Here is a 25,927-nt window from a genome sequence, read left to right as displayed (position 1 = left end):
CCGTTACCCGCGCGCCAGTACGCCGCGTGTGTCGATCACGACCTTGGTCTGCAGCCGCACCGGGTCCATTCGCCGGAACGGCGCGTGATCGACGAGGATCACGATCACGTCGGCTTCGGCCAGCGCGGTGTTCAGATCGCACAGCCGGGTCTTCGCTTCCAGCGACGCCGGCAACGCGGCGATGTTGGGTTCGACGACCAGCAGCGTCGCACCGGCGTTCCGCGCCAGCGCTTCGACGATCTCCATCGCCGGGCTCTCGCGCAAATCGTCGATATCCGCCTTGAACGCAAGCCCGAGACACGCGATCACCGGCTCGCGGAAGCGGCTCGCCGCCTGCCGCACGCGCTCGTAGACGAAATGCGGCTTGTCGTCGTTCACGTTGCGCGCGGTTCGGATCAAACGCGCGTGCTCCGGCGCGGAATCGACGATGAACCACGGATCGACCGCGATGCAATGGCCGCCCACGCCCGGCCCCGGCTGCAGCACGCTGACGCGCGGATGGCGGTTCGCCAGCCGGATCAGTTCCCACACGTTGATGTCCAGTTGGTCGCAAATCACCGACAACTCGTTCGCGAACGCGATGTTCACGTCGCGAAACGCGTTCTCGGTCAGCTTGCACATTTCGGCAGTGCGCGCATCGGTCAGGATGCACTCGCCGCGCACGAACACCTCGTACAGTTCCTGCGCACGCGTGCCGCATTTGCGCGTCATTCCGCCGATCACGCGGTCGTTCTCCACGAGTTCGCGCACGACGTGGCCCGGCAGCACGCGCTCGGGGCAATGCGCGATACGGATGTCCGAGCGCTCGCCGGTCTGTTGCGGAAAGGTCAGGTCCGGGCGTTGCGCCGCGAGCCACGCGGCAATTTTTTCGGTCGCCCCGACCGGCGAAGTCGACTCCAGCACCACCAGGTCGCCCTTCTTCAGCACCGGCGCAATCGACCGGCATGCGGCCTCGATATAGGTCAGGTCCGGCTTGTTGCCATCGGCAAACGGTGTCGGCACCGCGATCAGGAACGCATCGGCCGGCTCGGGCGTTGCCGTCGCGCGCAGGTAGCCTTGCGTCACGGCGGCATGCACGAGCATGTCCAGTTCGGGTTCGACGATATGGATCTCGCCGCGATTGATCGTGTCGACCGCGTGCTGCGACACGTCGACGCCGACCACGCTTTTACGGCGCGCGGCAAAGGCCGCCGCGGTGGGCAGGCCGATGTAGCCCAGCCCGATGACGGAAACGGTTTCGAATGACATGAATGAGGTTCTCCAGACGTCGGGGGATTCAGCAGGGCGAGCCGGCCAGGTATGCCGGCCCCTGCGTCAGGATCGGCGGCGAGACCAGCAGATCCGCAATCCGCTCGCTTGCACGGCCGTCGCCATACGGGTTGTGAGCGCGGCTCATCGCGCGATAGGTGCGGCCGTCTTCCCAGAGCTCGACCACCGCGCCGACCAGCCGCTCGACTTCGGTGCCGACCAGCCTGACCGTGCCCGCCCCGACGGCTTCCGGCCGCTCGGTGGTGTCGCGCATCACGAGCACCGGCTTGCCGAGTGACGGCGCCTCTTCCTGGATCCCGCCGGAGTCGGTCAGGATCAACCACGCGCGGCTCATCAGATAGACGAACGGCAAGTACTCCTGCGGCTCGATCAGCATGACGTTGCCGATGTCGCCGAGCAGCCGCGTGACGGGTTCCCGCACGTTCGGATTCAGGTGCATCGGGTAGACGATGCGGCACTCCGGATAGCGCTTCGCGATGGTCGCGATCGCTTCGCAGATCTGCTCGAACCCGCGGCCGAAGTTCTCGCGGCGGTGGCCGGTCACGAGAATCATGCGCCGCTCGTCGTCGACGAACGGAAACCGCTCGCGCATCTGCTGCACCAGCGCCCCGTCGTGCTTGAGGCGCTCGGTAATCGTCAGCAATGCGTCGATCACGGTATTGCCGGTCACGTGCACGCGGTCGGCTTCGACGCCTTCGGCCAGCAGGTTCGCCCGCGAGGTTTCGGTGGGTGCGAAGTGATGCAGCGCGAGCGCGCCCGTCACCTTCCGGTTCGCCTCTTCCGGCCACGGTGAATACAGGTTGCCGGTGCGCAGCCCGGCTTCCACGTGACCGACCGGAATGCGCCGGTAGTACGCCGCGAGCGTCGCGCCGAGCGTCGTGGTCGTATCGCCGTGCACGAGCACGAGATCGGGCCGGAACGATTCCAGCACCGGGTCGAGCGCATTGAGGATGTGCCCGGTCAGGCTGCCCAGCGTCTGCCCGGCGCGCATCAGGTCGAGATCGAAATCCGGCACGATGCCGAACAGGTCGAGCACCTGATCGAGCATGTGGCGATGCTGGGCCGTCACGCAGACGCCGCAGCGCACGCCTTCGCGGGCCCGCAGCGCGTGGACGAGCGGCGCCATCTTGATGGCTTCCGGGCGGGTGCCGAACGTAACGAGGATGTTTTCGTGGTGATGGGTCATCGGAATCTCCGTCGGCGGATCACGTGCGATCCGCAGCGGTTTGCGAATCGGCGCTGTCATACCCGTACGCGCCGTAGTTGCCGTACCGAGCGGAGCGCAGCCCCGGCCGGAAGCCGTTGAACACGACCGCGGTCGCGCGCGCGCCGGCGCGTTCGATCCGCTTCGCCGCTTCGAGCAGTTCGCCCGAGGTCGTCACGCCGGCGCGTGCCGCGAGCAGGATCGTGTCCGCATGCGCGGCCAGGACGACGGCGTCCGTCACCGGCAGGAGCGGCGGCGCATCGAGCAGCACGACGTCGTAATCGCGTGCAACGTGCGTCAGTAACGCAGACAGACGATCGGACGACAGTAGTTCGACGGGCCGGTCGACGTGCGGGCCGGCCGGTAGCAGGTCGACGTTCGGCGCGACGTCGCGCACGATGGCGGCGGCGGCGGTCCCGCCGCCGCGAAGGACGGTCGACAGGCCGATCTCCGGCCGCATGCCGAAGCGCCTGGCCAGCTCGCCACGACGCAGGTCGCTGTCGATCAGCAACACGCGCTTGTTCGACTGTCCGAGCAGCGCGGCCACGTTGGCCGACACGAACGATTTCCCGACACCCGCGGACGGTCCCGTGATCAGCACGCGGTTGCCGTCGGGCCAGTCCATCAACTGGAACCGCAACGCCGTGCACAGGCTCCGCAGCGCCTCGACCGCGGGTTCGTTCGGTCGCGTCAGCGCCAGGACCGTCGCCTCGCATGCCGCAGCGTCGCGCTGCGCGAGCCGGCGTTGCGCAACGCTGTGCGGAATCGTCGCCATCACGTTCAGGTTCGTGTCGCGCTCGATCTCCGCGGGATCGGTCACGCCGCCGAACAGCACCGCGCGGCCGACGACTGCGCACGTGCCGAGCACGAGCCCCATCAGTGCGGCAATTACCGTGACCAGCGCGGGCTTCGGCCGCACGGGCTCGTCCGGCACGATCGCGCGATCGATCACGCGCACGTTGCCGATCTTGCTCGCGGTCGCCAGGCGAAGCTGCTGGATGCTGTTCAGCAAGCCGACATAGATCTCCGTTTGCACTGTCACATCGCGGCGCAGGCGTACGACGTTCTGCTGCGCGTCGGGCAAACGCCGGATCGTGTCGTTGATCGTCCCGATCTGCGCCTTGGCAGCGGCGATCCGCCGGTCGACCGCCGCGAGTTCCGGGTGAGCCGGCGTCAGCGTCGACGCCAACGCCAGCCGCTTCTGTTCGAGTTCGAACAGCGACATCTGCGCGGCGGTCGATTGCGTCAGCATCGCCTTCGCCTGCTCGGTCAGGTCCACGATTTCGTGGCGGGCCTGGTATGCATTGAGGCGATCTTCGGCGGCGCGCAACTGACGCTCCACGGTCGGTACCTGGTCGCTCAGGAACGCCAGCGACTTCTCGGCGGTAGCTGCCTTGCGGCTCGCGTTCTGCCGAACGTAGTTGTCGGCGATCGCGTTCAGCACGGCGGCCGCGCGCTCCGGATCATGGTTTTCGTACGACACGCCGATCACGCCGGACTGATCCTTGCCGCGATTCGCTATCGCCAGTTTCTTCTGCAGTTCGGCGAGCACGACCTGCCTCGAGTCCGCCTTCACGACGAACTGCGCGCCCGCCTCGGCTTCGATGCCGGCCACCCGCAGCGTCACGTCGCCTGCGGCCGTCTTCACGCGCAGCAGCTCGCCGATCGCGCCTTCCACATCGCGATCGAGATCGCCGCCGGACAGACGATAGCGCCCGTCGCCAAGCGACGTGACGATGAACGCATGTTTCTGGAAGTCGCGTGGCACGTCGAATGCCGGAACATCGATGCGCTCGTTGCCCCAGACGAATCCGCCGATCCCGAACAGGCCGGGCGTCGACAGCCCGCGATTGAAGCGCGCGACGGCGGAGCCGATCACGGGCACGCGGCGCGGACGCGCTTCGATGTGCAGATGCTGACCGTCGACGACCGGTTCGGTCACGAGCCGCGAGCGCAGGATTTCCATCTCGCCGTCGTCGGTCGACTTCACGTCGAACAGCGCGCCGAGGCCGCCGACGAGCCCCCCCTCCGCCATGCTGCGCAGGTCCGAGCCGCCGCTTTCGACCTGCACGGCAATGTCTGCCTTGTAGACCGGCTTCGCGACGAGTGCATAGCCGGCGCCAAGCGCGGCACACGCCGCCGTGACCGCGACGATGCGGCCTGCGTGCCGGATCAGCAGGTCGAGGATGCCGCGCACGTCGAGTTCATCGGCGTCGCGTAAATGAGGTTGGCGTGGGTTCGATGCGTTCATTTGAGGCTCACTGCGAGTGTTCCGGCGCATCCGTGCCGGTATCCGGATGCTGCTGCAGGTTCGGGTCGAAGGTGGCGATCCGCGCGGCCCAATCGGCAACGCCGTACTCGATCAGCTTCGTCGCGTAGTCGTAGACGTAGCGGCTTCGGCGGTACGGATCAGGAACGTCGATCCCGTAGCGCTCGGTCAGGCGATACACACGGCCGCGCGTCATCGGGAAAGTCCGCTCGATCAGCTCGCGATGCGCGACCTCCATCACCAGAATCAGGTCGGCCCACCGGCAGGTCCGGTCATCGACGCATCGGGCCTGATGCGTCGACAGGTCGAGGCCACGCGCGATCAACAGCGCGTTCATCACAGGATCGGCCGGTGTCCCGCGGATCGCCGCGACGCCGGCCGACTCCACCGTGCGACCGGGCAGCGCGCGCGACAACAGCGCCTGCGCGGCCGGGCTGCGGCATACGTTGCCGGTACACACCACCAGGATCCGTTTCATCATTTCGTGACGATCGCGGCCGTCAGGCCCGCGTTGATGGCCGGAAGCAGTTGCGCGAGCACGCGGCCGAAGCGCGCCAGCTTCGTGCTGTCGACGTACACGACGTCGCGCGGCTGCAGCTCGAACTCGTTGGCGAGTACCATCGACACCGGCGACCGGCCATCCAGATGAAACACCTGCGCCTGCCGGTCCGCGCCGGCGCGAATCACGTAGGTTTGCTTCGGATCGGCCGTGCCCTGGTTCACGCTGCCCGCCTGCGACAGCGCGTCGGCCAGCGTGAGCCGGCCGTTGCGCTGCGGCAGCGCCGTCGTCGGCTTGTTGACTTCGCCCATCACGTACACGCCGAACTGGTCGCGCGCGCCGACCTGCAGCAGGTCACCGTTGCGCAGCACGATGCGCGACGGATCGACGCGCTCGCGAATCAGCCCCGACAGGTCGACCGGATAGGCGACGCCGTCGCGCACGAGCGTCATTCGGCTCTGATCGGCGTCGGCTGTGAAGCCGCCCGCGCGCGCGACTGCTTCGAACAACGTCATCGGCGTGTCGTTGAGCGGTTGCGCGCCAGGCGCATGAACTTCGCCGTCGATGTAGACGCGATTCGCGCGATACGACGCAACGCGCACCGTCAACTGCGGCGCGACGAACCACTTCGACAGCCGCGCGCGAAGCGCGGACTGAATCTCGCTCGTGTTCATGCCGGCGACATGCAGTTCGCCCACGTACGGAAAAGCCAGGTTGCCGGCCTGATCGACGACGAAGCCCGCCGGCGGATCGGCAGGGCGCACCTGTTGCGTGCCCGGGTTGCCCTGCGCCGCGGCCAGTTCGGGGTGATCCCACACGGTAATCTGCAGCACGTCGCCCGCGTCGATCGCGTATGGCGCCGGCGCGGCAAAGAGCACCGCGCGCATGCGTTCATCCTGTGTGCGCGCCTCGCGCCGCTGGGCCGCGATCAACTCGCCGTCGATCGGCCCGATCGGTACCGACGCCGCCGCTTCTCGCAAAGCGGATGCGTTTTGCGGCTGGCCGAGCGATGCCGCAACGATGCGATGCATCGACACCGTCAAGCCGCCTTCGTATGTCTGCGTCGCGATACCATCATCGTGAGGCGCATCGTGCGCGAGGTTCATATGCATGCCCGGTTCGACCGCACAAGCGCACAGCAGCACGACGGGCAAGACCGTCATCGCCGATCGCAATCGTTGCGCCCGTGAGCCGGGCCGTTTTCCTGTTTCCATTTCCGTTGTCCAGACACCGTACGTCGACGCGTCATTCAATAGGCATTGCGATGCGTGAATCCATACAGAACGGTCGCCGCCACGATCCGCATATCCATCGCAAACGACCAGTTATTCAGGTAATAGAGATCGTGTTCGATCCGCCTCTGCATCTTCTCGATGCGATCCGTCTCGCCGCGATGACCGTTGACCTGGGCCCAGCCGGTGATGCCCGGCTTGATCCGGTAGCGCTGGATATAGCCGTCGACCAGGTGCCGGTAGAAGCGGTCGTGCTCCACCGCATGCGGTCGTGGCCCGACCACCGACATGTCGCCCTTCAGCACGTTGAAGAACTGCGGCAGTTCGTCGAGGCTCGTGCGCCGCAGCAGCGCGCCGACACGCGTGACGCGCGGGTCGCCTTGCGTCGCCTGCCGGACTTCGCCAGGCTCGCGCGGGTCGCACATGCGCATCGTCCGGAACTTGTAGATCGTGAAGACGCGCCCGTAAGCGCCCCTGCGTTGCTGCCGGAACAGCACCGGCCCCGGCGACGACAACTTGACCGCCAGCGCAACGACGGCCATCAGCGGCGCGATTCCGATCAATGCCAGGCCCGCGAACACGCGATCGAACATCGCCTTGCCCGCCAGCGCCCGCGCGGACAGCGGCGACGAGACGAGATCGAGCGCGCGGCCACGAATCGCGCCGTCCGGATGAAGCGGCGTCATGCCGGTGAGATCCGGCATGAAGCGGATGTCGACCAGATCTTCGGCGAACGCGCGGACGATCTCGCCGACACGATCGGCCTCCGACAACGGCAACACGATCCAGACTTCCCCGACCTGTGCGCGACGCACGTGCTCGACGAATTTGGCCAGGTCACGATGCACGGCCTGTTCTTCCGGCCCGATCGGCGACGGACCGGACATGTCGAAGATTGCGGCTATCCGGAACGGCCGCCACGTTTCACGCGCATCGCGGCCAACGAGCGTCCGGCAACGTTCGAGATGCCCGACGAGCGCAACCGGTTTGCGCCGCGCATGCCGCGCCGCCGCGCCAACGCCGAGCCACCACCGCACGGCCTGCGACAAGACGAGCGCGACCGCCGACAACGCGAACCAGCCGGCTACCCAGTCGAGCGCGATCGGAAATTGCCGGTCGTGCGCCATGACGGAAACCGCGCCGACACACAACGCGACGGCCAGACAGGCCGGCGCGAGCCACACGCGACGCCACGACAGGCGGCGCTTGGGATCGCCGTACAAGCCGACCAACGGAAACAGGAGCAGCGCGCACGCGATCGAAACGGCCATCAGCACGGCATCCGATTCGGCAGACGGCGAGCCGCCCAGCCAGCTTCTCGCCGCCCATGCGGTAGCGACAAGCAGCGCGGCATCCAGTAACCTGAACCGCGACGCTTTTCCGCGAACGGCGGGGGTGTATCTAGTTTGGTTTAACGAAGGCATAACCCTGGGCGATCACCGTCGCGGTCGATCGGCAATGGAACTGCGGCGCATCGTCACGCAATGCATGCCACGCCGGCACGGATCGACTCCCGAACCGATGATCGATTTCATCTATTGTTTAGCAATGCGAATCTGATTCGATTGACACAGGCCTTCAATCAAATGTTACGAACCGTTGATTTTCGAACCTGGTGGACGTGGCCTGACAACTTCAACGAGACCGACGCTCTCCGCTTACCACGAGCTCATCGCTTATCGAGACGATGTAAGACTTGGATACTGCCACCACGATCTGGCGTTTTAAATCGTTCAAGTCCGAAACAAATTGATATAGAGACCTTTCTCGTCCTATTTGCCAATGAGGTCCCCGCCTACATGGCAGATTGATTGATGTCAATTGATCAAGCACGCGGTGCGATGCGCATCGGGTCACTTCGCGAGACAGTGTGGAAGCACCGCCATCCCGCGGACCCGATGTCCGACGATTGCGACGTGTGTCGACGTTGCGATAAGTGCGGCGTCAATGCGCCGCTACTCGTGGGTGGTCGGTTTTCGCTGCGCGTCCTGACGAGCAACGCGCGCCGGCGTCACTTCCGCGCTTCGTCTCGGGTGCCGGCCGACCCGGTGTCGACGTGCATCGACGTCGCCTATTCCGACATGACGTCCCGGCTCCGCGACGAATTCGAGGATCTCGACAGCGGCAAAAAGGCGACCGTGTGCCGCGCGCTCGTCACGATGCCGCTCGTGCGCATCCATCGCGGCAACGTCAACGTCAACGCTCGGCTCGCGTGTTAGAACAAGAAAGTCTGCTTTGAGCGTGATCGAAATTTCGCAGCGAGATCGCGTGCGGGGCGCAATCCGACGCGTAAACGGAACGCCGCCGGCAAGCCGGCGGCAAAAGATGCGTCCACGGATGACGTGGCGCACCTGAGGCACTCGATTCGGCGAGCGCGGGTCATTCAACCGTGAACGACCCGCGCGACGCTGCTGTGCCAGCGTCGCCCGCTCAATTCTGCGTGAGCGGATTCAGCGTCGTGCACAGGAATCCCGTGCAGTTGGCCGGCTTGAAGTAGAACGACGCCATCACCGGAGTCGACGTGCCGAGCGCGAGATCGCCAAGGTACGCGGCGCCCTGCGCGCCGAAATTGTTCGACTGCTGGACGAAGCTGTCGCCGGTCGACTGGATCGCGGCCGACTGGTACGTGAAGGTCGGCGACTGGGTCTGGTCCTTCACGTAGACCCACGAGATCGTGCTGCCGAACAGCATCCCGCCCTTCGCGCGATAACCCTTCGCGCCTTCGCTGTTGGCCTGCGCGATGAAGTCGCTGACGTTCGTCGTCGGCACCAGCGCATCGTACGTATAGGTCGCGTTCGACGCGTTGTTCTTCATGTACACGTTCGCCTGCACCGATCCGACCATCATCGGGCCCAGGAACCAGTAGCCCGACTGGCCCTGGCCGTTCGCCTGCGTGAGGAACGCGTTAGTGTCGGCCGGCAACGCCGTCGTCGCGTACGTATAGGTCGCCGACGAGCCGCCGTCCTTGCGATAGAGATAGCCGTACGTGAGTGGCCCTTCGTAGCGGTAGCCGCTCGTGCCTTGCGCGTTGGCCTGGTTGACGAAGCCCGTCATGTCGGACGGCGCCGCCTGCAACTGGTACGTGTACGTCTGCGCCGCGCCGTCGTTCACGAAGATCGAACGCGACCCGCCGTTCGACGCGCTGTAGAAGTAGTCGCCCAGATAGCGATAGCCCTTCGCGCCTTCGCTGTTGAGCAACGTCAGGAAGCTCGCCTGATCCGCCGCGGTCGGCTGCGCGTCGTAGCGCAGCGTCAGCGTGCTGCCGCCCGAGCCACCGCTGCCGCCGCTTCCCGTCCCGCCGGAACCCGTGCCGCCGGTGCCGCCACTTCCGCCGTTGTTGCTCGTGCCCGATCCGCCGGATGCCGCGGGCGAGGAATTGTCGTCGCCGCCGCAAGCAGTCAGCGCCAGACACGTCAATGCGATCAATGCAACGGCTTTCATCGGAATCACCTTTCAAACGAACAGGACGAACACAACCGGCACGCGCGAATCGTTCCGCACGCGCGGACCATCACGAATCAAGCATCAGGAATCGGCCGGCGGCGCACCGCCGGCCCGGGAACGTCAGTTGACCTGGAGCTGGCCGCCGCGGCCGAGGCCGCCCTTGACGTCCTGCGCCTTGTAGCTGCGCAGCGCAACGACCATCTTGTTGTACGCGTCGATGAACGCGACGACCGTCGCCTTGCCTTCCGGCGTCGTCGAGAAGCCCGCGAGCGCGCCGCCCACGCCACCGCCGAAGCCGCCCAGCGCCGCGCCGTAGTTGGTCGCCGTCGAGCTGCCTTCCGACGCCGCGATCTGCACGGCCGAGCGCACGTCGAACAGCGTCAGCGTGACGACCGATGCCTTCGTCTGCAGGTGGCCCGCCACCGCCGCGATCGCGCTGTTGCCGATCAGCCCGCCGATCATGCTGCCGATGCCGCCGATCGGCGAATCGTTGATGACGATCTGCGGTTCCATGTAATAGTCGGCCGCGACACGCTGGCCCTTCTGCTGCTTCGAGCCCGCGCGGTATTCGCCCGAGTTGCGTTGCAGCTGCGTGATGCGCGACAGGCGCGCGTCGCTCTTCTGGTTGCCGATCGACGTGATCACGAAGCAGTTCGACTGCTGGACGGCCAGGCGCAGCAGCGGGTCGATCGTCGTCATCTTGGTCGCGCTGCCGAACGGGCCCCACCAGTCGGCGTTGCGGCCATCATCGACGGCAATCGTGCCGAGCGGCGACGCGCAGCGCTGCAGCCCCGAATCGGCGCCGGCGCTCGTGCCGCCCGCGGCGGCACCGGTCACGCCCGCGTTCTGGCCGCCGGGCGTCACCACGCCGCCGCAGCCCGTCACGGACGCGCAAAGCGCCGCCACCAGCGCACCTTGAGTGAGACGTTGGGAAAGGATGGTCTTCATGTCGTTATTGATCGATTAGAGTCGTTGTCCGGCTTATGTGTTCGTGCGAACTTCGATAAGCCCCCCCGGCTGGCGCGCGATGGTGGTCTCCCCGCTGCTGCCCCCGTTGCTTCAGGCCCGGTCAGTAGTACCAGTACGTCTGCTGCCAGACGCCGTAGTACGGATAGCCCGAGTACCAGTAGTCGTAATAGCGGTCACGCCATTCCGTGCGCCATTTCCAGTCTTCTTCGTCTTCCTTCTTGGCCTTGCGCGCCAGGTCGAGCAGCTTCTTCGACTCCTTGTCGCCACGGCCGGCCGCGATCGACAGCCACTTCTCCGCTTCGCGCGCGTCGGAGCCCATTTCCTCGAGACCGAACAGGTAGAAACTGCCGAGCGCCTTCTGCGCCCGCAGGTCGCCGCGCTCGGCGGCCTCGCGCATCCACTTGAGTGCCTGGTAGCTGTCCTGGCGCACGCCGTCGCCGCGGAAATAACGCAGGCCGAGGTCGTAGGCGGCCTTCGGCTGGGTCTTCGCGGTCTGCTTCAGCGCAGCGATGCGCGGGCTTTCCTGGTCTTCCGAATCGTCCCTTTTTTGATAGGAGACCTGATCTTTAGGACGGTCGGAACAACCCGTGTCGTCGCAGATCCGCACCGTGTTGCTGGTGATCGACGGATCCTGCGCGCACGCGGCCAGTAGCAACAGCAGCCCCGGTGCGAGTAAACGGCGGTACATTGTTACTTCCCTCAGGTTCTATTGGCGCCGCAATTCTTCGAGCTATCCCACCCCAGCGAGCTCGTACCCGGCGGCGCGCGGCGCAACGGATACAATCCGCCAACGCCGACACGCACTCCAAGGCTCTCTCAGGTTCTCTCTTCGAATCGTTCAGTCACTGCTTCATTGTTCCCGCGTTTCGCTGCACCGCCTGTGGCCGGCATCGATCTCCAAACATGACGCGAAAAACAATAGTGACGTGGTGAGCAATAATAATGGAGAAAAATGGCATGTCAAGGTCATTCGCTTTTTCAAAGCTTGCATGACGCGTCAGTTTTGATATGCTCACCCTCGCCAAAACCCCTGGAGACCCCATCGAGATGTCCAACAGCGAGCAGGCCAACGTCGATCTGATCACCGCCAACAAGGTGCGCGACCTACTGAACCGGAACGGTATTCCGCCGCGAAGTCACAACACGACGATCGCGAACGTGCTCGGCCTGAGCTTCTCGGTCGTCACGCGCAAGATGAAAGGCCTGATCCCGTGGAACCTGTCGCAGTTGCAGGACATCGCGACGCACTTCGGCGTGCCGCCCGCGATCCTGCTCGACGACAAGGGCACGCAGCCGGCCGCCGCCGAAATGATCGACGCGACGCTCGTGATCGAGTCGCGGCGCTTCCGCTGCCGCGCCGCGATCTCGACCAAGGCCAGCAGCCAGATCGAGACGGATTTCGTCGCGCTGCAGTGGCAGGGCGAATGGCTCATCACCGAGCGTCAGCACGCGCGCGAAGGCCGCACGTACCCGGTCGACGTCATCGAGCTGCGCTCGGCCCAGCCGAACGTGTATGCGGCGCGGATCGCCGTGGTCGACGATTCGCAGGATGTCGCCGAAACGGTGTGTGAATATTTCATCGAAAAAGGCGTGAACGCGATTCCGTACTTCGACGGCGCAGCGTTCCGCAAGGCGCTCGAGGTCGAGGATTTCGACGGCTACATCCTCGACTGGATGCTCGGCGACCAGACGGCCGCCGAACTCGTGCGCGGCATCCGCTCGAGCGAGAACAGCGGCGCGCCGATCTTCCTGCTGACCGGAAAGATCTCGACCGGCGAAGCCAGCGAGGACGAAATCGCGCACATCGTGTCGCACTACAACGCGCGCTGCGAGGAAAAACCGGTGCGCCTGCCGATCCTGTTCGCCGAAGTGGCGCGCGAACTGAAGATCCCGCTGCCGGCTCCCGCCGCCGCGAACTGAGGCCACAACGACAAATCACCACCGCACGACCGAGGGCAAGACATGCGAATTTCGACCATCTGGATCAAGAGCCTGCTGACGGCCTGCCTGCTCGGCATGGCGGCCGCGACCTGGGCCGCTTCGTCGTTTACGTTCACCGTCGACGGCAAGATCGACAAGCCCAACCAGCAAGGCGGGACGGCCTACGTGTTTTCCGAGCAGGCGCTGATGGCGCTGCCGCAGCACACGATCGTCACGTCGACGAGCTGGACACCGAAGGCGACCTTCACCGGCCCGCGCCTGTCCGACGTGCTGAAGATCGTCGGCGCGCACGGCACGCAAATCGAGTTCCACTGCATCGACGAATACACGTTCACGATCCCCGTGTCCGACGCCGATCGTTACGGCGTGATCCTCGCGCGGACGATGAACGGCAAGGTGCTCGGCAACGACAACTACGGCCCGCTGTGGATCATGTACCCGCGCGACCAGTATCCCGATGAACTGAAGACGCCGCTCGGCGAGGCCAAGTTCGCGTGGCAGATCATCGGCCTGACGGTGAAATGAAACGCCGGCGATGGAAAAATAGAAAAATCATCCTGGTCCTCGGCTCGCTGTGGATCATGGGGTTCGCCGCGTGGGCGTTCCTGCTGTGGGATCTCCTCGCCACGTCGGTCAACGAGGGTGTGCTCGAAGGGCCGCGCGAAGGCGTGTTCTGGACTGCCGCGCAATACCGGAACGTCTATACGCGATTCGACCGGCAGCTGATCCTCTACGCAACGCATCAGGACGACGACTTCGATCACGTGCAGATGCAGCTCGACAGCCTGTCGGTGTCGTTCGGGTTCCTGCAGCGGCCCTCCGAAGTATCCGAATACTGGCTGCGCATCCCGCGCGCGCGCAACGAGATCGACGCGCTCGGCGAGTTCATGACGCGCCTGAAGCACGACGTGCCATTGCTGCGCGGTGCGCCGACAAACGCGCGGCAGCTGATCGACGAGGTCAATGCGTACTGGCCGAAGGTCAACGGCCTCGCGAACTACTTCCGCGCGATCGAGATGGCGCAGCGCGACTTCACGTTCCATCAGTTGAAGGAAAAGCAGCGCGCGATCCTGATCCTCGGCACCGTGCTCGGCGTGATCCTGTGTGCGCTGTTCCTGCTGCTGTTCTATACGATGCGCACGCGTGACGACCTGCTCGAACGGCAGGACGCGGCGCTCGACGCCGAACGCAAGGCGTCCGACCGCGCGTTCGAAATGATCGAGGCGAAGAACGCATTCCTCGGGATGGTCAGCCATGAATTGCGCACGCCGCTGCAGGCGATCTGCGGGTCGATCGAGATCCTGCTCGCGCGCCCGCAATCCGACGCGAACCTGAAGACGATCCGGCGGTTGCAAAATTCCGCGCTATCGCTCGAAGCACTCGTCAAGGACCTGACCGACTACATCAAGCTGCGCTCGACCAAGCGCCTCGCCGAACTGGAAACGGTCGGCATGGCGTCGCTGCTCGTCGAAGTCATCGAGCCGCTGCGCGAGAAGATCGCGGCCAAGCGTATCGCGGTCGCGCAGCAGGTCGAGCCGCACGATCTCTCGATCCGCTCGGATCGCAAGCTGTTGCGACAGGTGCTGTCGAACCTGATCGAGAATTCCGTCAAATACACGCTCGGCGGATCGATCGACATATCGATCGCACTCGCCGACGCACCGGCCGGCAAGCAACTGACGATCGCCGTGCGCGACACGGGCACCGGCATCGCGAAGCAGCATCTGCCGAAGATCTTCGAGCCGTTCTATCGTGCGAACGACGCGGTCGGGCTGCATGTGGACGGGATCGGCATGGGGCTTGCCGTCGTGCGCGAAATCGTCACGACGCTGCGCGGGCATGTGGACGTGCGCAGCGTGGTCGGCGAAGGCAGCGAATTCGTCGTGACGCTGCCCGTCGAAGTGCCCGACTTCATCGAGGCCGCCGGCGAAGCGCCCGCGTGGCCGGCCGCCGCCGCACATCGCGACCGGCGCGCGCTGGTCGTCGACGACAACGACAACGCGCGCGAAACGCTCGGCGCGATGCTGTCGGCGCTCGGCATCGACGCCGATCTGTGCGGCACCGGCGAGGAAGGCGTCGCGCGCTTCGGCGCGGGCCGCTACGACATCGTGGTTCTGGATCTCGAACTGCCGGACCTGAGCGGCTTCGAGGTCGCGCGCCGCATTCGCGCGGTCACGCGGCCGGACGACGACGGCCGCCATCCGGCGATCCTCGGCGTCAGCGCGTATGAATCGGCCGCGCTGCGCGAGAACCAGCGCGTGTTCGACGAATTCCTGCCGAAGCCGGTACACCTGCGCGAACTCGGCGCCCTTGTCGAGAAACTGCTCGCCTGAAGCGGCGCGCCGCATGCAAACGTGCACGGCATCGCGCGCCGGCGCCGCGTCATGCGCTCCCGCTCACATTCCCGTTCATTCGCCGATCAGATGCAGCACGATATCGCGCCGGTGCGCCGCGCGCCGATGCTCGAACAGATAAATCCCCTGCCAGGTGCCGAGCACCATGCGGCCATGCTCGACCGGAATCGACAGTTGCACCTGCGTGAGCGCCGTGCGCAAATGGGCGGGCATGTCGTCGGGGCCTTCGGTGTCGTGCTCGTAGCGGCTTTCGTCTTCCGGCGCGAGCGTCGCGAAGTAACGTTCGAGATCGCGCCGCACCGACGGATCCGCGTTCTCCTGGATCAGCAGCGAAGCCGACGTATGGCGGCAAAACACCGTGAGCAGGCCCGTGCGGATCGACTGCTGGTCGACGAACGCACGCACCTGCGGCGTGAACTCGACGAGGCCGCCGCCGTGCACGTCGACGGCGATATGCGTGATGGCTTGTTGCATGGCCATGGCGTCAGGCCAGCGCGGCGAAGCCGTCGGCTTCGATCTGTCCGGCATCGGTGGGGCGCACGACGCGCGCGACCTCGACGCCGTCGCGCAGGAACACCAGCGTCGGCCACAGCTTGACGCGGAACGAGCGGCCGAGCGGGCGGCCCGGCCCGTCCTCGATCTTCAAGTGGCGCACGGCGGGATGGGCGGCGAACGATTCGACGATCGCGGGCTGAGCGGCCGCGCAGATGCCGCACCAGTTGGTGCCGAATTCGATGACGGTCGAACCGGCGAGTGCTTCGACTTCCTCGCGCGTGGGCGCGTTGGCGGTATAGCGTTGCAGCGTGTCCATCGGGGCCCTCATGTGCAATTCCGGAATGTGGCCGTGCGGCGCGCGAGGCGCGGCGGCATGCGGCCTGCGATTTCTTACTGTAGCCGAAAAGCCTGCGTGGCGCCGATGCGCTCATGGCCGCTCGCGCGCCGCATGCTCGCGCCGTTGCCGCGCATCGCAGGCACTGGAGGGCGAGCAATTTTCGTGCGTCGCCGCATCGCGACCGTCTCCGGATGAGACGACAAGAATCGGAGCGCCGCGCGGCCGCGACAGGATCAGCATGCGAACCGATCCCTCAACGAAGCGAAGGCTCCGACCATGAACGCTCTGCATCGCGTCACCGAACCGAACATCCTCTATTTCGGCACGCCCGTCGTGCTGGTCAGCACGCTGAATCCGGATGGCACGGCCAATCTCGCGCCGATCTCGTCCGCGTTCTGGCTCGGCTGGCGCGGTGTAATCGGCATCGCCGCCAGTTCGCAGACCACCCGCAACCTGCTGCGCACCGGCGAATGCGTGCTGAACCTGCCGTCCTCCGCGCAAGCGCACGCGGTCGACCGGATCGCACGGACGACGGGCACGCATCCGGTGCCCGACGGCAAGCGCGCGAAGGGCTACGTGTACGAACCCGACAAGTTCGGCATGGCCGGGCTGACGGAGACGCCATCGCAAACCGTGCGGCCGCCGCGTGCGCTCGAGTGCCCGATTCACCTGGAAGCGGTCGTCGCGGCCACGCACGGCCTCGCCGAGGAAACACCGGACCTGCGCGGGAAGATCACGGTGTTCGAGGTACGCATCCAGCGCGTGCACGTGCATCCCGACCTGCTGATGGACGGCCATCCGGACCGCATCGATCCGGACAGATGGTCGCCGTTGATCATGAGTTTTCAGCGGTTTTACGGCCTGGCGCCGCGGCAGCTGCATGCGTCGAGGCTCGCCGAGATTCCGGAGCGCGCGTATCGCAGCCCGGACATCGAGCGTTCGCGGGAAGCGGGCGTGCCGGCCAACGCCCGGCGGTGATGAAGCGCGATGTAGCAGCCCGCGCCGGTCTGGGCGCCGAGACCGATCGGATAAAATACGGCCGGCCATGCTCATTGGCCGATGACCGAACCGACGGAGTGTTTTCAGTGATTCAAGCTACCCCAGTATTCAAGGACAACCTCGCGCAATTGCCGGCCATCGACGGCATCGCGCGCATCGATCTCGTCGCCGCGAACGGCGACGTGGTCGCCAGCATCGAGAACCAGCCCGGCAAGCAGGGTTCGCTCGCGGTCTACCATTACCTGAAGCAGGCATTCGGCGCGCTCGACGCGAAGGCTGCCGAGCATGGCCTCGCGGTGTTCGCGGAGCACACCGCCGACGCACGCAACCGCCCCGGCGCGCACCCGAACGTCGATCGCCTGCTCGCGATCGCGGCCGGCGGCGACGCGCTGCGCATCGACGTCGTCGCGAAGGGTTGAGCGACAGGCGGGGCGATGACGCCGTAGATGGATGCGTAGCACGTTCATGCCGCTCTTCAATGGGTGCCAATGCGTGCCGCATCATTGTTCCGCCTGCAGAACCGCGGCAATTCAGTCATGCGCGATCGAACCCAGGCACGCGTCAACCAGGACGCTTCGCTTTCGTCGAGCACCCGCAGTTGCCCGCTGCACGCCGGCCCGGTTTCGCGAAAGGCATCGCCGCCATGCTTGCCATGATGCATGCGCCCCGCATTCATGTCATCGATGACGGCTTCGCACGCCAGTCGTCACTTTCGCGATTGGTCGTCCTGATTTAGACAAGATCTCGCAAAGATCACGCACACTGCCGCCAGCGAATCACCTTGTCCATCACGCATCGGCGTCGAATTTTTTGCGACGCATCGCACACACGCACCCCAAACGCATACTGCCTGCTGCGGGAACCGTTTGCCGCCCCGGCATCGACCACGACCATCCCGCCTCCGCACATGCCAGTGCGCTCCGCTGAGCGACGTGTCGATCGTCGCAGCGATTTGCGCCCGGTCGTGCGGCACTTCGCGTGCCTTCGCATGATGCGGGTACACGCATCATGCGAAGGCATTCGCCACGCTGCCGCTTTTAAGGGCATAAACGCCTTCGTCTGGCGGTGGTTGTCAGGATGTTCCAACAGCGATTCCCGGCACGGCAACCGCCGCCCCTGAACCGACGATCAATACTCCGGATTATTTTCCCGCTCCGCCCGGATTCGACCCGCTACCCGTCGACAACCTTCCAAGTGCCAGCCGAACGGCATCCTCGGTCGAATCCCACACGCATTTCAATGCTTCCGGGCCGCCATCCCGCATCGCATGTTCGGCGCGCGCGCAAGCGTCACGCGCATCGGCATCGCCCGCCAGCGCAAAACCCCCGCGCATCGAATGCAGTTCGATGCGCAGCGTATCGGCGTCGCCGCTCGCGAGCGCATCGCCGATCGCCGCGAGCGAATGCAGCGTTGCCTCGTGCAGTCGATGCCGCACCTCATCAGTCATCGCGGGCGCGACAGGCATTCGCTCAGCCGCCGCTGCGGGCGACGTCGCGTCGCGTCCCGCATGCCGCCGCAACGCAGCATCGAGTGTCTCGATCGACAGCGGCTTGAGCACGACTTCCACCGCGCCGGCCTGTTCGCAGCGCCGGCGATCCTCGTCGGTCGCGTGTGCCGTCATCGCGATCACGGGCACCCGCGCGCCCTGCTCGCGCAGGAAGTTCGCGAGTGCGAAGCCGTCGAGTTCCGGCATGCCGAGATCGGTCAGCACGACGTCGTACGGTCTCTCGAAAAAGGCGCGCATCGCCTCGATGCCGTTGGAGACGATCGTCGCGTCGTAGCCCAACGCGTCGAGCTGGTCGCGCAGCAACGCCCGGCTTGCCGGATGATCCTCGGCGACGAGCACTTTCAGCGGTTCTTCATCGTCGGACTCGGCAAGAGCCTCCGCACCCGCTTCGGCGTCCATCTCCGTGTCGTATCCGCGCTCGGCATCCACGAACGTCCCGGGTTCCGGCGCATCGTCTCGCCAACCGGACGGCGCTTCGGGCAACGGCAACGCAGCCACGAAAACCGTGCCTTCGCCAAGACGGCTGTCGACCTTCAACGCGCCGCCCATCAGCGTCACGATGCGCTTGCACAGCGGCAGCCCGAGCCCCGTGCCGCCGAAGCGCCGGTAGATCGACGCATCGGTCTGGACATAGACGTCGAACAGCGTCGGCAGGCTGTCTTCGGGAATGCCGATGCCCGTATCGCTGACGGCGATTTCGACGCAACGGCCGGCCGGGCTCGCCTTTGCAAGCCGCACGTCGATCGTCACGCCGCCGCGCTTCGTAAACTTGATCGCATTGCTGACGAGGTTCGAGACCAGTTGCCGCAGCCGGGTCGAATCGCCCACGTAACCATCGGCGAGATCCGGGGCAATGCGGCACGTCAGCGCAAGGTTTTTCGCATCGGCGAGCGGGCGGAAGATCGCCGCCACGTCGTTCACGACACGACGCAGGTCGAACGGGATGCTTTCCAGCGCCATCTGGTTCGACTCGGCCTTCGACAGGTCGAGCACGTCGTTGATCACGCGCAGCAGCGCATCGGACGACGACATGATGGTCCCCAGCCGGCGCCGCAGCGGCGGTGCCATCTGCGCGCGCTCCATCAGTTCCAGGTTGCCGATGATCGCGTTGAGCGGCGTGCGGATCTCGTGGCTCATCGTCGCGAGGAACGTCGACTTCGCCTTGTTCGCGAACTCGGCGGCCTCGCGCGCCTCGCGCAGCTTCGCCTCCGCCTGCTTGCGGGCCGTGATGTCGAGCAGCGTGCACAGCAGCACGTCGATCCCGCGGTACCGGGTGCGCACGATGTGCGCGTCGAGATAAACGGTGCCGTGCCCCGCGCGCTCGACGGCCAGCTCCCGCGTCACGCGCGTACGCGCATGGCCGGCAAGCGCGCCGTCCCGGTACGCGCGCCACAAGCGCTTGCCGAGCGGCTCGCCCGACACGTCCTGCTCGTAAGCGATCAGCGCGTCGTTGCGCATGATCGTTTCGCCGTCGGCGAACGACAGCAACACAAGCCCGGCCGGCGCCGTGCGGATCAGCGTCCGGTTGAGCGCCTCGCTTTCGATCAGGCGAATCGCCCGCCGATTCGCCGGGCGCAGTGCGCGCCGGTCGAACATCACGATTGCGATCCACAGCAGCGCGATCGCGAAGAGCGCGGGCGCGACGGTCAGGCTCGCGCGCAACGCTACATCATTCAAAACGGCACGCCACGAGATGGTCGCCATCACCACGTCGTCCGATCTCGGCACCCTGTCGCTGACGACGAAGTTCATGCCGACGCGATGTGCGGCCGCCCGCTCGCCATCGTCGTGGCGCGCATGCTCGAGCGCGCGCGCCACCATCGTGCTGTCGGGTTGCCGGCCGAGCAGGAGATGTCCGCCGGAATCGACGAGCGCATATTCCGTGCCGGCGCCCGGCGAGCGCAGTATCCCTTCGATCAGCGGCGGGCTGTTGATGACGAACCAGACGACCGGCCTGCCGTTCGCCCCAAGCACCCATTGCACCATCCGCAGCACGGAGCGTCCGAGCACCGGATCGAATCGCCGCTCGAGCGTGATCGTGTTTTGACGAGCGACGGGCGCCATCGACACGGATGTATCGTTCGTCATCGGCCGTAATTGCGCGACGAGTGCCTTGACATCGAAACCGCCTGGCAACGCAAGCGCTCGTTTCACCAACGGATGCCCTGCCGTCACGATGAACTCGCCATTCGGATCGATCAGATAGGAAGAACCGCCCGGATCGGCCGGTTGTGCCGGCGGCAGGACGCCCGTGATCTCGACCGGCTCGAGATAGCGCGCGAGATAAGGCAAGTGACTGTTCGCCGATACGGCCGGCGGGATGTCGGCGAATGCCGCGATCGCAATTCGCCCGTTCCGCCCGACGAACGTCTGCTTGCCGTGCTTGCCGGCAAGCACCCCGGGCAGGCTTCGCGGATTTTCAGCGACGCTGGCCCATTGCAGTTCCATGTCCTCGACATAGCGATTGCGCAGCGCCCTCATGATCTCCACCTCGGCAACGAGTTCGGCCCGGCGCCCCGTGAACTCGACCCGGAAGCGCTCGAGGGACTCCTGCACGTCGAGCAGCAGCACGAGCGTCGCACACGCCAGAATGAACGCCGAGATCGCCGCGCCGCTGGCATACAGCAGGAACTGCTGCTGCCGCCGGACGCGCCCCGGCTCGAATGGCTTGCGACTGGCAACGGCGGGGTACGAAACAAGTCTCTTGAGCTTTGCGGGCATGTCGTATCGATCTCGTTGCTCGTGGCCGGGCATGCCGCGTCATTCGCCGATGCCGGCGCATCGCCTCCCTGTAAGACAGGGCAGTCACGTGGCGTGGCGTGCCGCCACCCACACGTAGGGCCTCACTTCGACGGCTTCCGCGCTGAAGCCGATCCAGAGCGGCAACCGGCTCGCGCGCGCGTCACGTCGACGACGACGCATCGCCGTCAGGCGCGCCGGAGAGGTTCTGCTCGTCGTTATAGCGGATCAGATCCGCATCGCGGACGATCCCGAGTTTCTTCATCGCGCTCGACTTCTGCGAACTGATGGTTTGCTTGCTGCGATGGAGCTGCGCGGCGATCTCCCCCACCGTGTAGCCCGCGCCGAACAAGCGGACGACCTCGATCTCGCGCGTGGTCAGCGCGCGAGTGGCGGGCTCGGATTCGATGTCCTGCAGGAGTTGCTTGATATACGGCGACATGTAGTTCGCACCGACGTACGCGGCATGCACGGCGCCGATCAGGTGCGAGATCGCATCGGACTTGCTGAGGATGCAACTCACGCCCTGCTTGTGGATCGCGCGCAGCACGCTCGGATTGTCGATCATCGTGATCGTCACGATATGCAGCGCGGGATAGCGGCGCTGCAGGAACGACAGCAGCACGAGCCCGTCGCCGTACTTGCCGCCCGGCATCACGTAGTCGAGCACGAGCACGTCGCTCTGCTGCGCGTCGAGCGCCGCGACCAGGTCCGTCGAGTTCGAAACGGTGCCCACGAGCTTGATCGTGCTGTTGCCCTGCAATGCCTGCGAGATACCGAGCGCGGACGCCGGATGATCGTCGGCTACCATCACGCGTACAAAGAATTCGTCCATGTTCCTGTTTCCCCGAGGCTTTCAGTCACGCATCCGGTCCCCGCCGCGACGGGAGCATGCTCGCGCCATCGTGTCGATGGCTGGCCGTATTCGGCGCACCGGACAAATAATGCCTCAATTTTAAGATAAATCCCGGTCTGCCCTTCGATCGACGCGTGGCCGTACGGCGGACGATGCGCCGGCGCTCGCCGTGCACACGACGCGTCCGCACGGCCGCACCGTGCAGATTGTCCGAAGATCACGACGGCTCGGAGCCGTTACGGGATGCCGGCCGCGCTCTCTCGCAGCTCGGCTGGGCCGTTACACGGCGCGCTATCGGTGGCTCGAATCGCCGGGCAGGTCATGCGTATTGTCGTCCACCCTGTTTTTCCACTCGATCAGGGTACGGCGCCGCTGAACCGGCGACATGAGCAGAAACTCGTTCATCATCGTCAGGAATTCCCGACGAGACTTCTCAGAAAGTGCGGCGAAATCGAGCAACAGTGCGAATATCTTCCCTACATGACGCACGATGTTCCCCTCCAGTATTGATTTGAATTCTGCCGCGCAACGTGAACGTGCGTCGGCACCCTGCCTTTGTTATGTTGGATACGCGTTGACGCATACGATGCTGTCGGTTATTTGTCATGCAAAGCCGTTTCATGATTGGTTGATCTCGATGTGCACATGGCCGCGCACGGCTCCTTCGCCGAAGTCGCGTTACGGCGCTGCCACGCATGCGCAAGCGCGCCGCGCAGGTGGCCGAGCGTCACGGGTTTCGTCAATACGCGTCGGACACCGGCTGTCGTGCAGCGGTGCATGCCCTCGGGCGTCAAATGCGACGTCACGACCAGCACGTCGCACGCGGGATCGACGCCACGTGCCGCTTCCGCCAGTTGCTGCGCGCGCATGTCGGGCAGGTCGTCGCCGATCAGCAGCACGTCCCAGTCGTCGCTGGCCAGCGATTCGAGTGCCGCGCGCCCCGATCCGACCTCGGTTGCCGCGTAGCCGAGCGCGTACAGTTGCTCGCTGAAAATCGAGTCGTTGATGGTTTCGTCGTCTGCGACGAGCACGCGCAATGTGCGACTGCCGTGCGCGGCCGCGTCGCGCGATGCGGTGACCGTTGCCGAATCGCGAGCATGCGAATCGCCACGCCGCGGGTCGTCGCCCGATACGGCATCGATCCCGCTTTCATCGCCCATCTGGCCGCCGAGCGCCAGCGCGGCACGCAAGCCGCCGAGCGAATAACACGATACGCGTACCGTGTCGCCCGCGCGATACGGTTCGAGCGGGCCATCGGGTGTCGCGAGTATCAGCGGCGCGCAATCGCTCAGGCTGTTCAGATCCGCTCGCGACCACGTGTCGGAATCGCCGAACAGCACGACCGCGCCGCGTCGTGCCATGCCGGCCGGCAGACTCGACGGGCTGTCGTACACGCTGACGTCGAATCCCCATGCGTGTAGATGCGGCAACGCAAAATCGCGCCACCCGGGATGCGCGGCGATCAGCGCCAGCGCGTGGGCGTGTGCCGCGCGCGGCCGGTCGAGCGCGACGACGTCCATGCCGAGCGGCAGAAGCACGCTGAACCGGCTGCCGACACCCGGCTGGCTCTCCACCGCGATGCGGCCGCCCATCGCCGCGACGAGCCGGTCGCACAGCGCAAGCCCGAGCCCCGTGCCGCCGTAACGTCGTGTGATCGATGTATCGACCTGCGAAAATGCATTGAACAGCTTGCGTCGATGTTCGTCGGCGATGCCGATGCCGGTGTCCTCGACCTCGACCGACAGCTCCGGTGCGTCGTGCCTGTCGGCAACGACCGCGACGCGCACGGTCACGCGGCCGACGTCGGTAAACTTGAGCGCGTTGCCCAGCAGGTTGCGGAGCACTTGCGCGAACCGGGTCGGATCGCCGCGCATCTGTTGCGTACTGCTCGCATGGATCTCGCAGAACAGCTGCACCCCCTTCGCCTTCGCGATCGTCGCGAACGCGTTCAGCTCGCGCTCGACCACCGCGGTCACGTCGAACGCGATCGATTCGACCGACATCGCGCCGGCCTCGATCTTCGAGAAATCGAGAATGTCGCTGACGAGCGCGAGCAGGCTCGTCGCCGACGTGCGCAGCGTGTGAACGCGGCCATGCTGGGTCGCGTCGAGCGCCGAGCGCTCGAGCAGTTCGAGGTTGCCGAGAATCACGTTCAGCGGCGTACGGATCTCATGGCTCATCGCCGCGAGGAACGACGATTTCGCCGCATTGGCCGAATCGGCCGCGCGCACGGCCTCTTCCAGCTGCTGCACGAGCTGCCGCTTGGCGGTCACGTCGGCAACCGCGACGATCAGCACGTCCGTGCCCTGATAGCGTGCGCCGCACGCAATGAATTCGAGGTGCAGCGGCGCAGCTTGCACGTCGCCCAGCAGCAGGCCGCCGTGCTGCTCGCCGCCTGCATCGCCGCGCGCCTGCCAGGCGTCGACCACCTGGCTCGACAGCGCATGATAGTCGCCGCCGATCCGCCCGATCATGTCCGTCAGCGCGGGGCTCACGAGCATGCAACGCCCGTCGTCGCGCGCGATCAGCCCGAGCCCGATCGGCGCCATCTCGATCACGCTGCGGCACAGCGCTTCGCTGTCGAACACGCGTTGCGAGTGCGCGTAGAGCGGCACGAACTCCCGCCGATGAAAGCGCAGCAGCAACCCCCACATGACCATGAGCGCGAGCAGCGTCGCGGCGCCGAGCGTGCCGACCGAGCGCGCGACGCCGGCCGCGATGTCGGTCCACGACAGCGCATAGGCGAGCGTCCAGCCCGTCGATTCGAGCTTGCCGTGAAACAGCAGGAAGCCGTCCCGGAACACCGGCGCCCCCAACGCCGACGCGCCGCCCCGCGACGGGTTCAGCTTCAGCAGGCTTTCCACGCGACCGGTTTCGCGCGCTGTGGGATCCATCGTGACGAGCCGACCGTCGGCCGTCGTGATGTAGAACATGCCTTCGGGACGATAGTCGGCGAGCCAGGACAGCAGGTAATCGGGCGGATATTCGGTGACGAGCACCGCGAACGGCTTGCCGTTGTCGCGCGCCTCGGCCGCGAGCCGGATGCGCGGCTGCCCCGACACGGGATCGGTGAACGGCGCCAGCCAGCGCACGTGCGGGCGCGAGTCGGTGATGCCCGGATACGGGCGTTCGAAATCGACGCGCAGCGCGTCCAGCACGCGTGCGCGGCTTTCGGGCGACACCAGCGCCGGATCGTCTCGGTTTCGATGGGGAACCAGCGCGAACAAACCGGTGCGCGTGCTGTAGTGGTAGCCCTCGAGCGTGCGCCCGCGATTGATCGAACTGGCCGCGCAGATGCGTGCCAACAGCATCGACAGCGACAGATAGCGCGCGACTTCGGCCCGATCGCCTGTTTGCGCGGGCACGCCGATGACGAGCGACGGATGCGGACGGGTCGCGACGCGCTGGTCGTCGAGGAAGAAGGTGTCGACGACCGCCGCCGGCGCGGCGCTGGCCTCCTGCCAGATCAGTTGCGCGTTCGCGACGCCGTTGCGGAACGAGGTTTCGCTCACCTGGATTTCGTTCAGCGTCTGCTCCAGGCCGTTCAGGTAGTTGCGCCGCTCCCCTTCGACATACCCCGAGACGATCGACGCCATCCCGAGACCGCAAGCGATCAGGACAAGGATGGTAACGACGATGCCGCCGCCGAACACCGAAATGCTCTGGTAACGACGAAGGGATTGAAGCGGGCTCTGCGACATGGCGCGCGGCGGCGATCGCGAACGCGACCGGAACGACATCGTTCCGACATCCGTGACCGCCTCGGAAAACACCTGGAAAGAAGGGGGATTCCGATCATGCCAAAGGCCTGCG

General features: G+C 65.8%; 21 protein-coding genes. 7 read left to right on the top strand and 14 right to left on the bottom strand.

Annotated elements, in window-relative coordinates:
* Positions 1-3: 3 nt before the first annotated feature.
* The 6 genes from wecC to LGN17_RS24270 all read right to left on the bottom strand — a co-directional run bounded on the left by wecC (position 4) and on the right by LGN17_RS24270 (position 7,897).
* Entirely contained in the window at positions 4-1,248 is a 1,245-nt protein-coding gene (gene wecC, locus LGN17_RS24295; RefSeq protein ID WP_226198919.1) for a UDP-N-acetyl-D-mannosamine dehydrogenase, read from the bottom strand.
* A gap of 28 nt (positions 1,249-1,276) precedes the next feature.
* The gene (gene wecB / locus LGN17_RS24290; protein WP_226198918.1) at positions 1,277-2,455 is read right to left on the bottom strand and encodes a non-hydrolyzing UDP-N-acetylglucosamine 2-epimerase; all 1,179 of its coding nucleotides are present in this window, start codon (positions 2,453-2,455) and stop codon (positions 1,277-1,279) included.
* Between the two features lie 19 nt (positions 2,456-2,474).
* Positions 2,475-4,724 carry a polysaccharide biosynthesis tyrosine autokinase gene (locus tag LGN17_RS24285; protein ID WP_226198917.1) on the bottom strand — a complete coding sequence of 750 codons (2,250 nt, stop codon included), beginning with the start codon at positions 4,722-4,724 and terminating at the stop codon, positions 2,475-2,477.
* Between the two features lie 7 nt (positions 4,725-4,731).
* Positions 4,732-5,220: a low molecular weight protein-tyrosine-phosphatase gene (locus LGN17_RS24280; RefSeq protein WP_319000857.1), complete on the bottom strand. Its 489-nt coding sequence runs from the start codon at positions 5,218-5,220 to the stop codon at positions 4,732-4,734.
* A complete protein-coding gene (locus LGN17_RS24275; RefSeq protein ID WP_413227045.1) occupies positions 5,220-6,404 on the bottom strand; it encodes a polysaccharide biosynthesis/export family protein in 1,185 nt (394 codons plus the stop codon). Before LGN17_RS24275 ends, LGN17_RS24280 begins: the two co-directional genes overlap by 1 nt.
* A gap of 86 nt (positions 6,405-6,490) precedes the next feature.
* Positions 6,491-7,897 carry an undecaprenyl-phosphate glucose phosphotransferase gene (locus LGN17_RS24270; protein ID WP_226198915.1) on the bottom strand — a complete coding sequence of 469 codons (1,407 nt, stop codon included), beginning with the start codon at positions 7,895-7,897 and terminating at the stop codon, positions 6,491-6,493.
* Positions 7,898-8,554: 657 nt separating this feature from the next.
* On the opposite strand from LGN17_RS24270, the gene LGN17_RS24265 reads away from it, so the two are divergent.
* Positions 8,555-8,692, top strand: a complete 138-nt coding sequence (locus tag LGN17_RS24265; RefSeq protein WP_226198914.1) for a hypothetical protein — start codon at positions 8,555-8,557, stop codon at positions 8,690-8,692.
* A 211-nt stretch (positions 8,693-8,903) separates the two neighbouring features.
* On the opposite strand, the gene LGN17_RS24260 is transcribed toward LGN17_RS24265, so the two are convergent.
* The 3 genes from LGN17_RS24260 to LGN17_RS24250 form a co-directional block, all read right to left on the bottom strand.
* Entirely contained in the window at positions 8,904-9,914 is a 1,011-nt protein-coding gene (locus LGN17_RS24260) for a hypothetical protein (RefSeq protein ID WP_226198913.1), read from the bottom strand.
* Between the two features lie 123 nt (positions 9,915-10,037).
* Complete coding sequence (locus tag LGN17_RS24255; RefSeq protein ID WP_226198912.1) at positions 10,038-10,865, bottom strand: penicillin-binding protein activator LpoB; 828 nt, start codon at positions 10,863-10,865, stop codon at positions 10,038-10,040.
* A gap of 121 nt (positions 10,866-10,986) precedes the next feature.
* A complete protein-coding gene (locus LGN17_RS24250; RefSeq protein WP_175957026.1) occupies positions 10,987-11,574 on the bottom strand; it encodes a tetratricopeptide repeat protein in 588 nt (195 codons plus the stop codon).
* A gap of 359 nt (positions 11,575-11,933) precedes the next feature.
* Here LGN17_RS24250 and LGN17_RS24245 point away from each other — a divergent pair, with 359 nt between their 5' ends.
* From LGN17_RS24245 to atsR, 3 genes are read left to right on the top strand one after another with little or no spacing between them, the layout of a single operon-like run.
* Positions 11,934-12,806, top strand: coding sequence for a response regulator (locus tag LGN17_RS24245; protein WP_226198911.1), 873 nt, complete (start codon positions 11,934-11,936; stop codon positions 12,804-12,806).
* 42 nt (positions 12,807-12,848) lie between these two features.
* Entirely contained in the window at positions 12,849-13,352 is a 504-nt protein-coding gene (locus LGN17_RS24240; protein WP_226198910.1) for a molybdopterin-dependent oxidoreductase, read from the top strand.
* Positions 13,349-15,160 carry a hybrid sensor histidine kinase/response regulator AtsR gene (gene atsR, locus LGN17_RS24235; protein ID WP_226198909.1) on the top strand — a complete coding sequence of 604 codons (1,812 nt, stop codon included), beginning with the start codon at positions 13,349-13,351 and terminating at the stop codon, positions 15,158-15,160. Before LGN17_RS24240 ends, atsR begins: the two co-directional genes overlap by 4 nt.
* A gap of 75 nt (positions 15,161-15,235) precedes the next feature.
* Here atsR and LGN17_RS24230 read toward each other — a convergent pair whose 3' ends face one another.
* Both LGN17_RS24230 and LGN17_RS24225 read right to left on the bottom strand, forming a co-directional pair.
* Positions 15,236-15,655, bottom strand: a complete 420-nt coding sequence (locus LGN17_RS24230) for a secondary thiamine-phosphate synthase enzyme YjbQ (protein WP_226198908.1) — start codon at positions 15,653-15,655, stop codon at positions 15,236-15,238.
* A gap of 10 nt (positions 15,656-15,665) precedes the next feature.
* The gene (locus LGN17_RS24225) at positions 15,666-15,992 is read right to left on the bottom strand and encodes a thioredoxin family protein (RefSeq protein WP_226199136.1); all 327 of its coding nucleotides are present in this window, start codon (positions 15,990-15,992) and stop codon (positions 15,666-15,668) included.
* Positions 15,993-16,289: 297 nt separating this feature from the next.
* Between LGN17_RS24225 and LGN17_RS24220 the strand changes: the two genes are divergently transcribed.
* Positions 16,290-16,991 (top strand): flavin reductase family protein, encoded by a 702-nt coding sequence (locus LGN17_RS24220; RefSeq protein WP_226198907.1) that lies wholly within the window; start codon positions 16,290-16,292, stop codon positions 16,989-16,991.
* A gap of 107 nt (positions 16,992-17,098) precedes the next feature.
* Positions 17,099-17,431 carry a DUF2322 family protein gene (locus tag LGN17_RS24215; RefSeq protein WP_226198906.1) on the top strand — a complete coding sequence of 111 codons (333 nt, stop codon included), beginning with the start codon at positions 17,099-17,101 and terminating at the stop codon, positions 17,429-17,431.
* A gap of 722 nt (positions 17,432-18,153) precedes the next feature.
* Here LGN17_RS24215 and LGN17_RS24210 read toward each other — a convergent pair.
* Complete coding sequence (locus LGN17_RS24210) at positions 18,154-21,240, bottom strand: ATP-binding protein (RefSeq protein ID WP_226198905.1); 3,087 nt, start codon at positions 21,238-21,240, stop codon at positions 18,154-18,156.
* A gap of 181 nt (positions 21,241-21,421) precedes the next feature.
* A complete protein-coding gene (locus tag LGN17_RS24205) occupies positions 21,422-22,093 on the bottom strand; it encodes a response regulator (RefSeq protein WP_012365196.1) in 672 nt (223 codons plus the stop codon).
* Positions 22,094-22,357: 264 nt separating this feature from the next.
* Between LGN17_RS24205 and LGN17_RS36895 the strand changes: the two genes are divergently transcribed.
* Positions 22,358-22,624, top strand: a complete 267-nt coding sequence (locus tag LGN17_RS36895; RefSeq protein WP_413227044.1) for a hypothetical protein — start codon at positions 22,358-22,360, stop codon at positions 22,622-22,624.
* A gap of 86 nt (positions 22,625-22,710) precedes the next feature.
* On the opposite strand, the gene LGN17_RS24195 is transcribed toward LGN17_RS36895, so the two are convergent.
* Positions 22,711-25,815: an ATP-binding protein gene (locus LGN17_RS24195; protein ID WP_226198904.1), complete on the bottom strand. Its 3,105-nt coding sequence runs from the start codon at positions 25,813-25,815 to the stop codon at positions 22,711-22,713.
* Positions 25,816-25,927: the final 112 nt, after the last annotated feature.

The organism is Burkholderia sp. AU30280 (assembly GCF_020420125.1).
In the GTDB taxonomy this organism is placed as follows: Bacteria; Pseudomonadota; Gammaproteobacteria; order Burkholderiales; family Burkholderiaceae; genus Burkholderia.
The sequence above is the reverse complement of the archived record's forward strand: the minus strand, read 5'-3'. Positions and strand labels throughout refer to the sequence as shown.

What these genes read in the sequence shown, in the direction of transcription:
- LGN17_RS24240 (WP_226198910.1), top strand. Translation starts at nt 12,849, where the DNA reads ATGCGAATTTCGACCATCTGGATCAAGAGCCTGCTGACGGCCTGCCTG.
- LGN17_RS24220 (WP_226198907.1), top strand. Translation starts at nt 16,290, where the DNA reads ATGAACGCTCTGCATCGCGTCACCGAACCGAACATCCTCTATTTCGGC.
- LGN17_RS24265 (WP_226198914.1), top strand. Translation starts at nt 8,555, where the DNA reads ATGACGTCCCGGCTCCGCGACGAATTCGAGGATCTCGACAGCGGCAAA.
- wecB (WP_226198918.1), bottom strand. Translation starts at nt 2,455, where the DNA reads ATGACCCATCACCACGAAAACATCCTCGTTACGTTCGGCACCCGCCCG.
- LGN17_RS24205 (WP_012365196.1), bottom strand. Translation starts at nt 22,093, where the DNA reads ATGGACGAATTCTTTGTACGCGTGATGGTAGCCGACGATCATCCGGCG.
- LGN17_RS24280 (WP_319000857.1), bottom strand. Translation starts at nt 5,220, where the DNA reads ATGAAACGGATCCTGGTGGTGTGTACCGGCAACGTATGCCGCAGCCCG.
- LGN17_RS24275 (WP_413227045.1), bottom strand. Translation starts at nt 6,404, where the DNA reads ATGACGGTCTTGCCCGTCGTGCTGCTGTGCGCTTGTGCGGTCGAACCG.
- LGN17_RS24245 (WP_226198911.1), top strand. Translation starts at nt 11,934, where the DNA reads ATGTCCAACAGCGAGCAGGCCAACGTCGATCTGATCACCGCCAACAAG.
- atsR (WP_226198909.1), top strand. Translation starts at nt 13,349, where the DNA reads ATGAAACGCCGGCGATGGAAAAATAGAAAAATCATCCTGGTCCTCGGC.
- LGN17_RS36895 (WP_413227044.1), top strand. Translation starts at nt 22,358, where the DNA reads ATGCCGGCCGCGCTCTCTCGCAGCTCGGCTGGGCCGTTACACGGCGCG.
- LGN17_RS24260 (WP_226198913.1), bottom strand. Translation starts at nt 9,914, where the DNA reads ATGAAAGCCGTTGCATTGATCGCATTGACGTGTCTGGCGCTGACTGCT.
- LGN17_RS24255 (WP_226198912.1), bottom strand. Translation starts at nt 10,865, where the DNA reads ATGAAGACCATCCTTTCCCAACGTCTCACTCAAGGTGCGCTGGTGGCG.
- LGN17_RS24285 (WP_226198917.1), bottom strand. Translation starts at nt 4,724, where the DNA reads ATGAACGCATCGAACCCACGCCAACCTCATTTACGCGACGCCGATGAA.
- LGN17_RS24250 (WP_175957026.1), bottom strand. Translation starts at nt 11,574, where the DNA reads ATGTACCGCCGTTTACTCGCACCGGGGCTGCTGTTGCTACTGGCCGCG.
- wecC (WP_226198919.1), bottom strand. Translation starts at nt 1,248, where the DNA reads ATGTCATTCGAAACCGTTTCCGTCATCGGGCTGGGCTACATCGGCCTG.
- LGN17_RS24225 (WP_226199136.1), bottom strand. Translation starts at nt 15,992, where the DNA reads ATGGACACGCTGCAACGCTATACCGCCAACGCGCCCACGCGCGAGGAA.
- LGN17_RS24195 (WP_226198904.1), bottom strand. Translation starts at nt 25,815, where the DNA reads ATGTCGCAGAGCCCGCTTCAATCCCTTCGTCGTTACCAGAGCATTTCG.
- LGN17_RS24270 (WP_226198915.1), bottom strand. Translation starts at nt 7,897, where the DNA reads ATGCCTTCGTTAAACCAAACTAGATACACCCCCGCCGTTCGCGGAAAA.
- LGN17_RS24210 (WP_226198905.1), bottom strand. Translation starts at nt 21,240, where the DNA reads ATGCCCGCAAAGCTCAAGAGACTTGTTTCGTACCCCGCCGTTGCCAGT.
- LGN17_RS24230 (WP_226198908.1), bottom strand. Translation starts at nt 15,655, where the DNA reads ATGCAACAAGCCATCACGCATATCGCCGTCGACGTGCACGGCGGCGGC.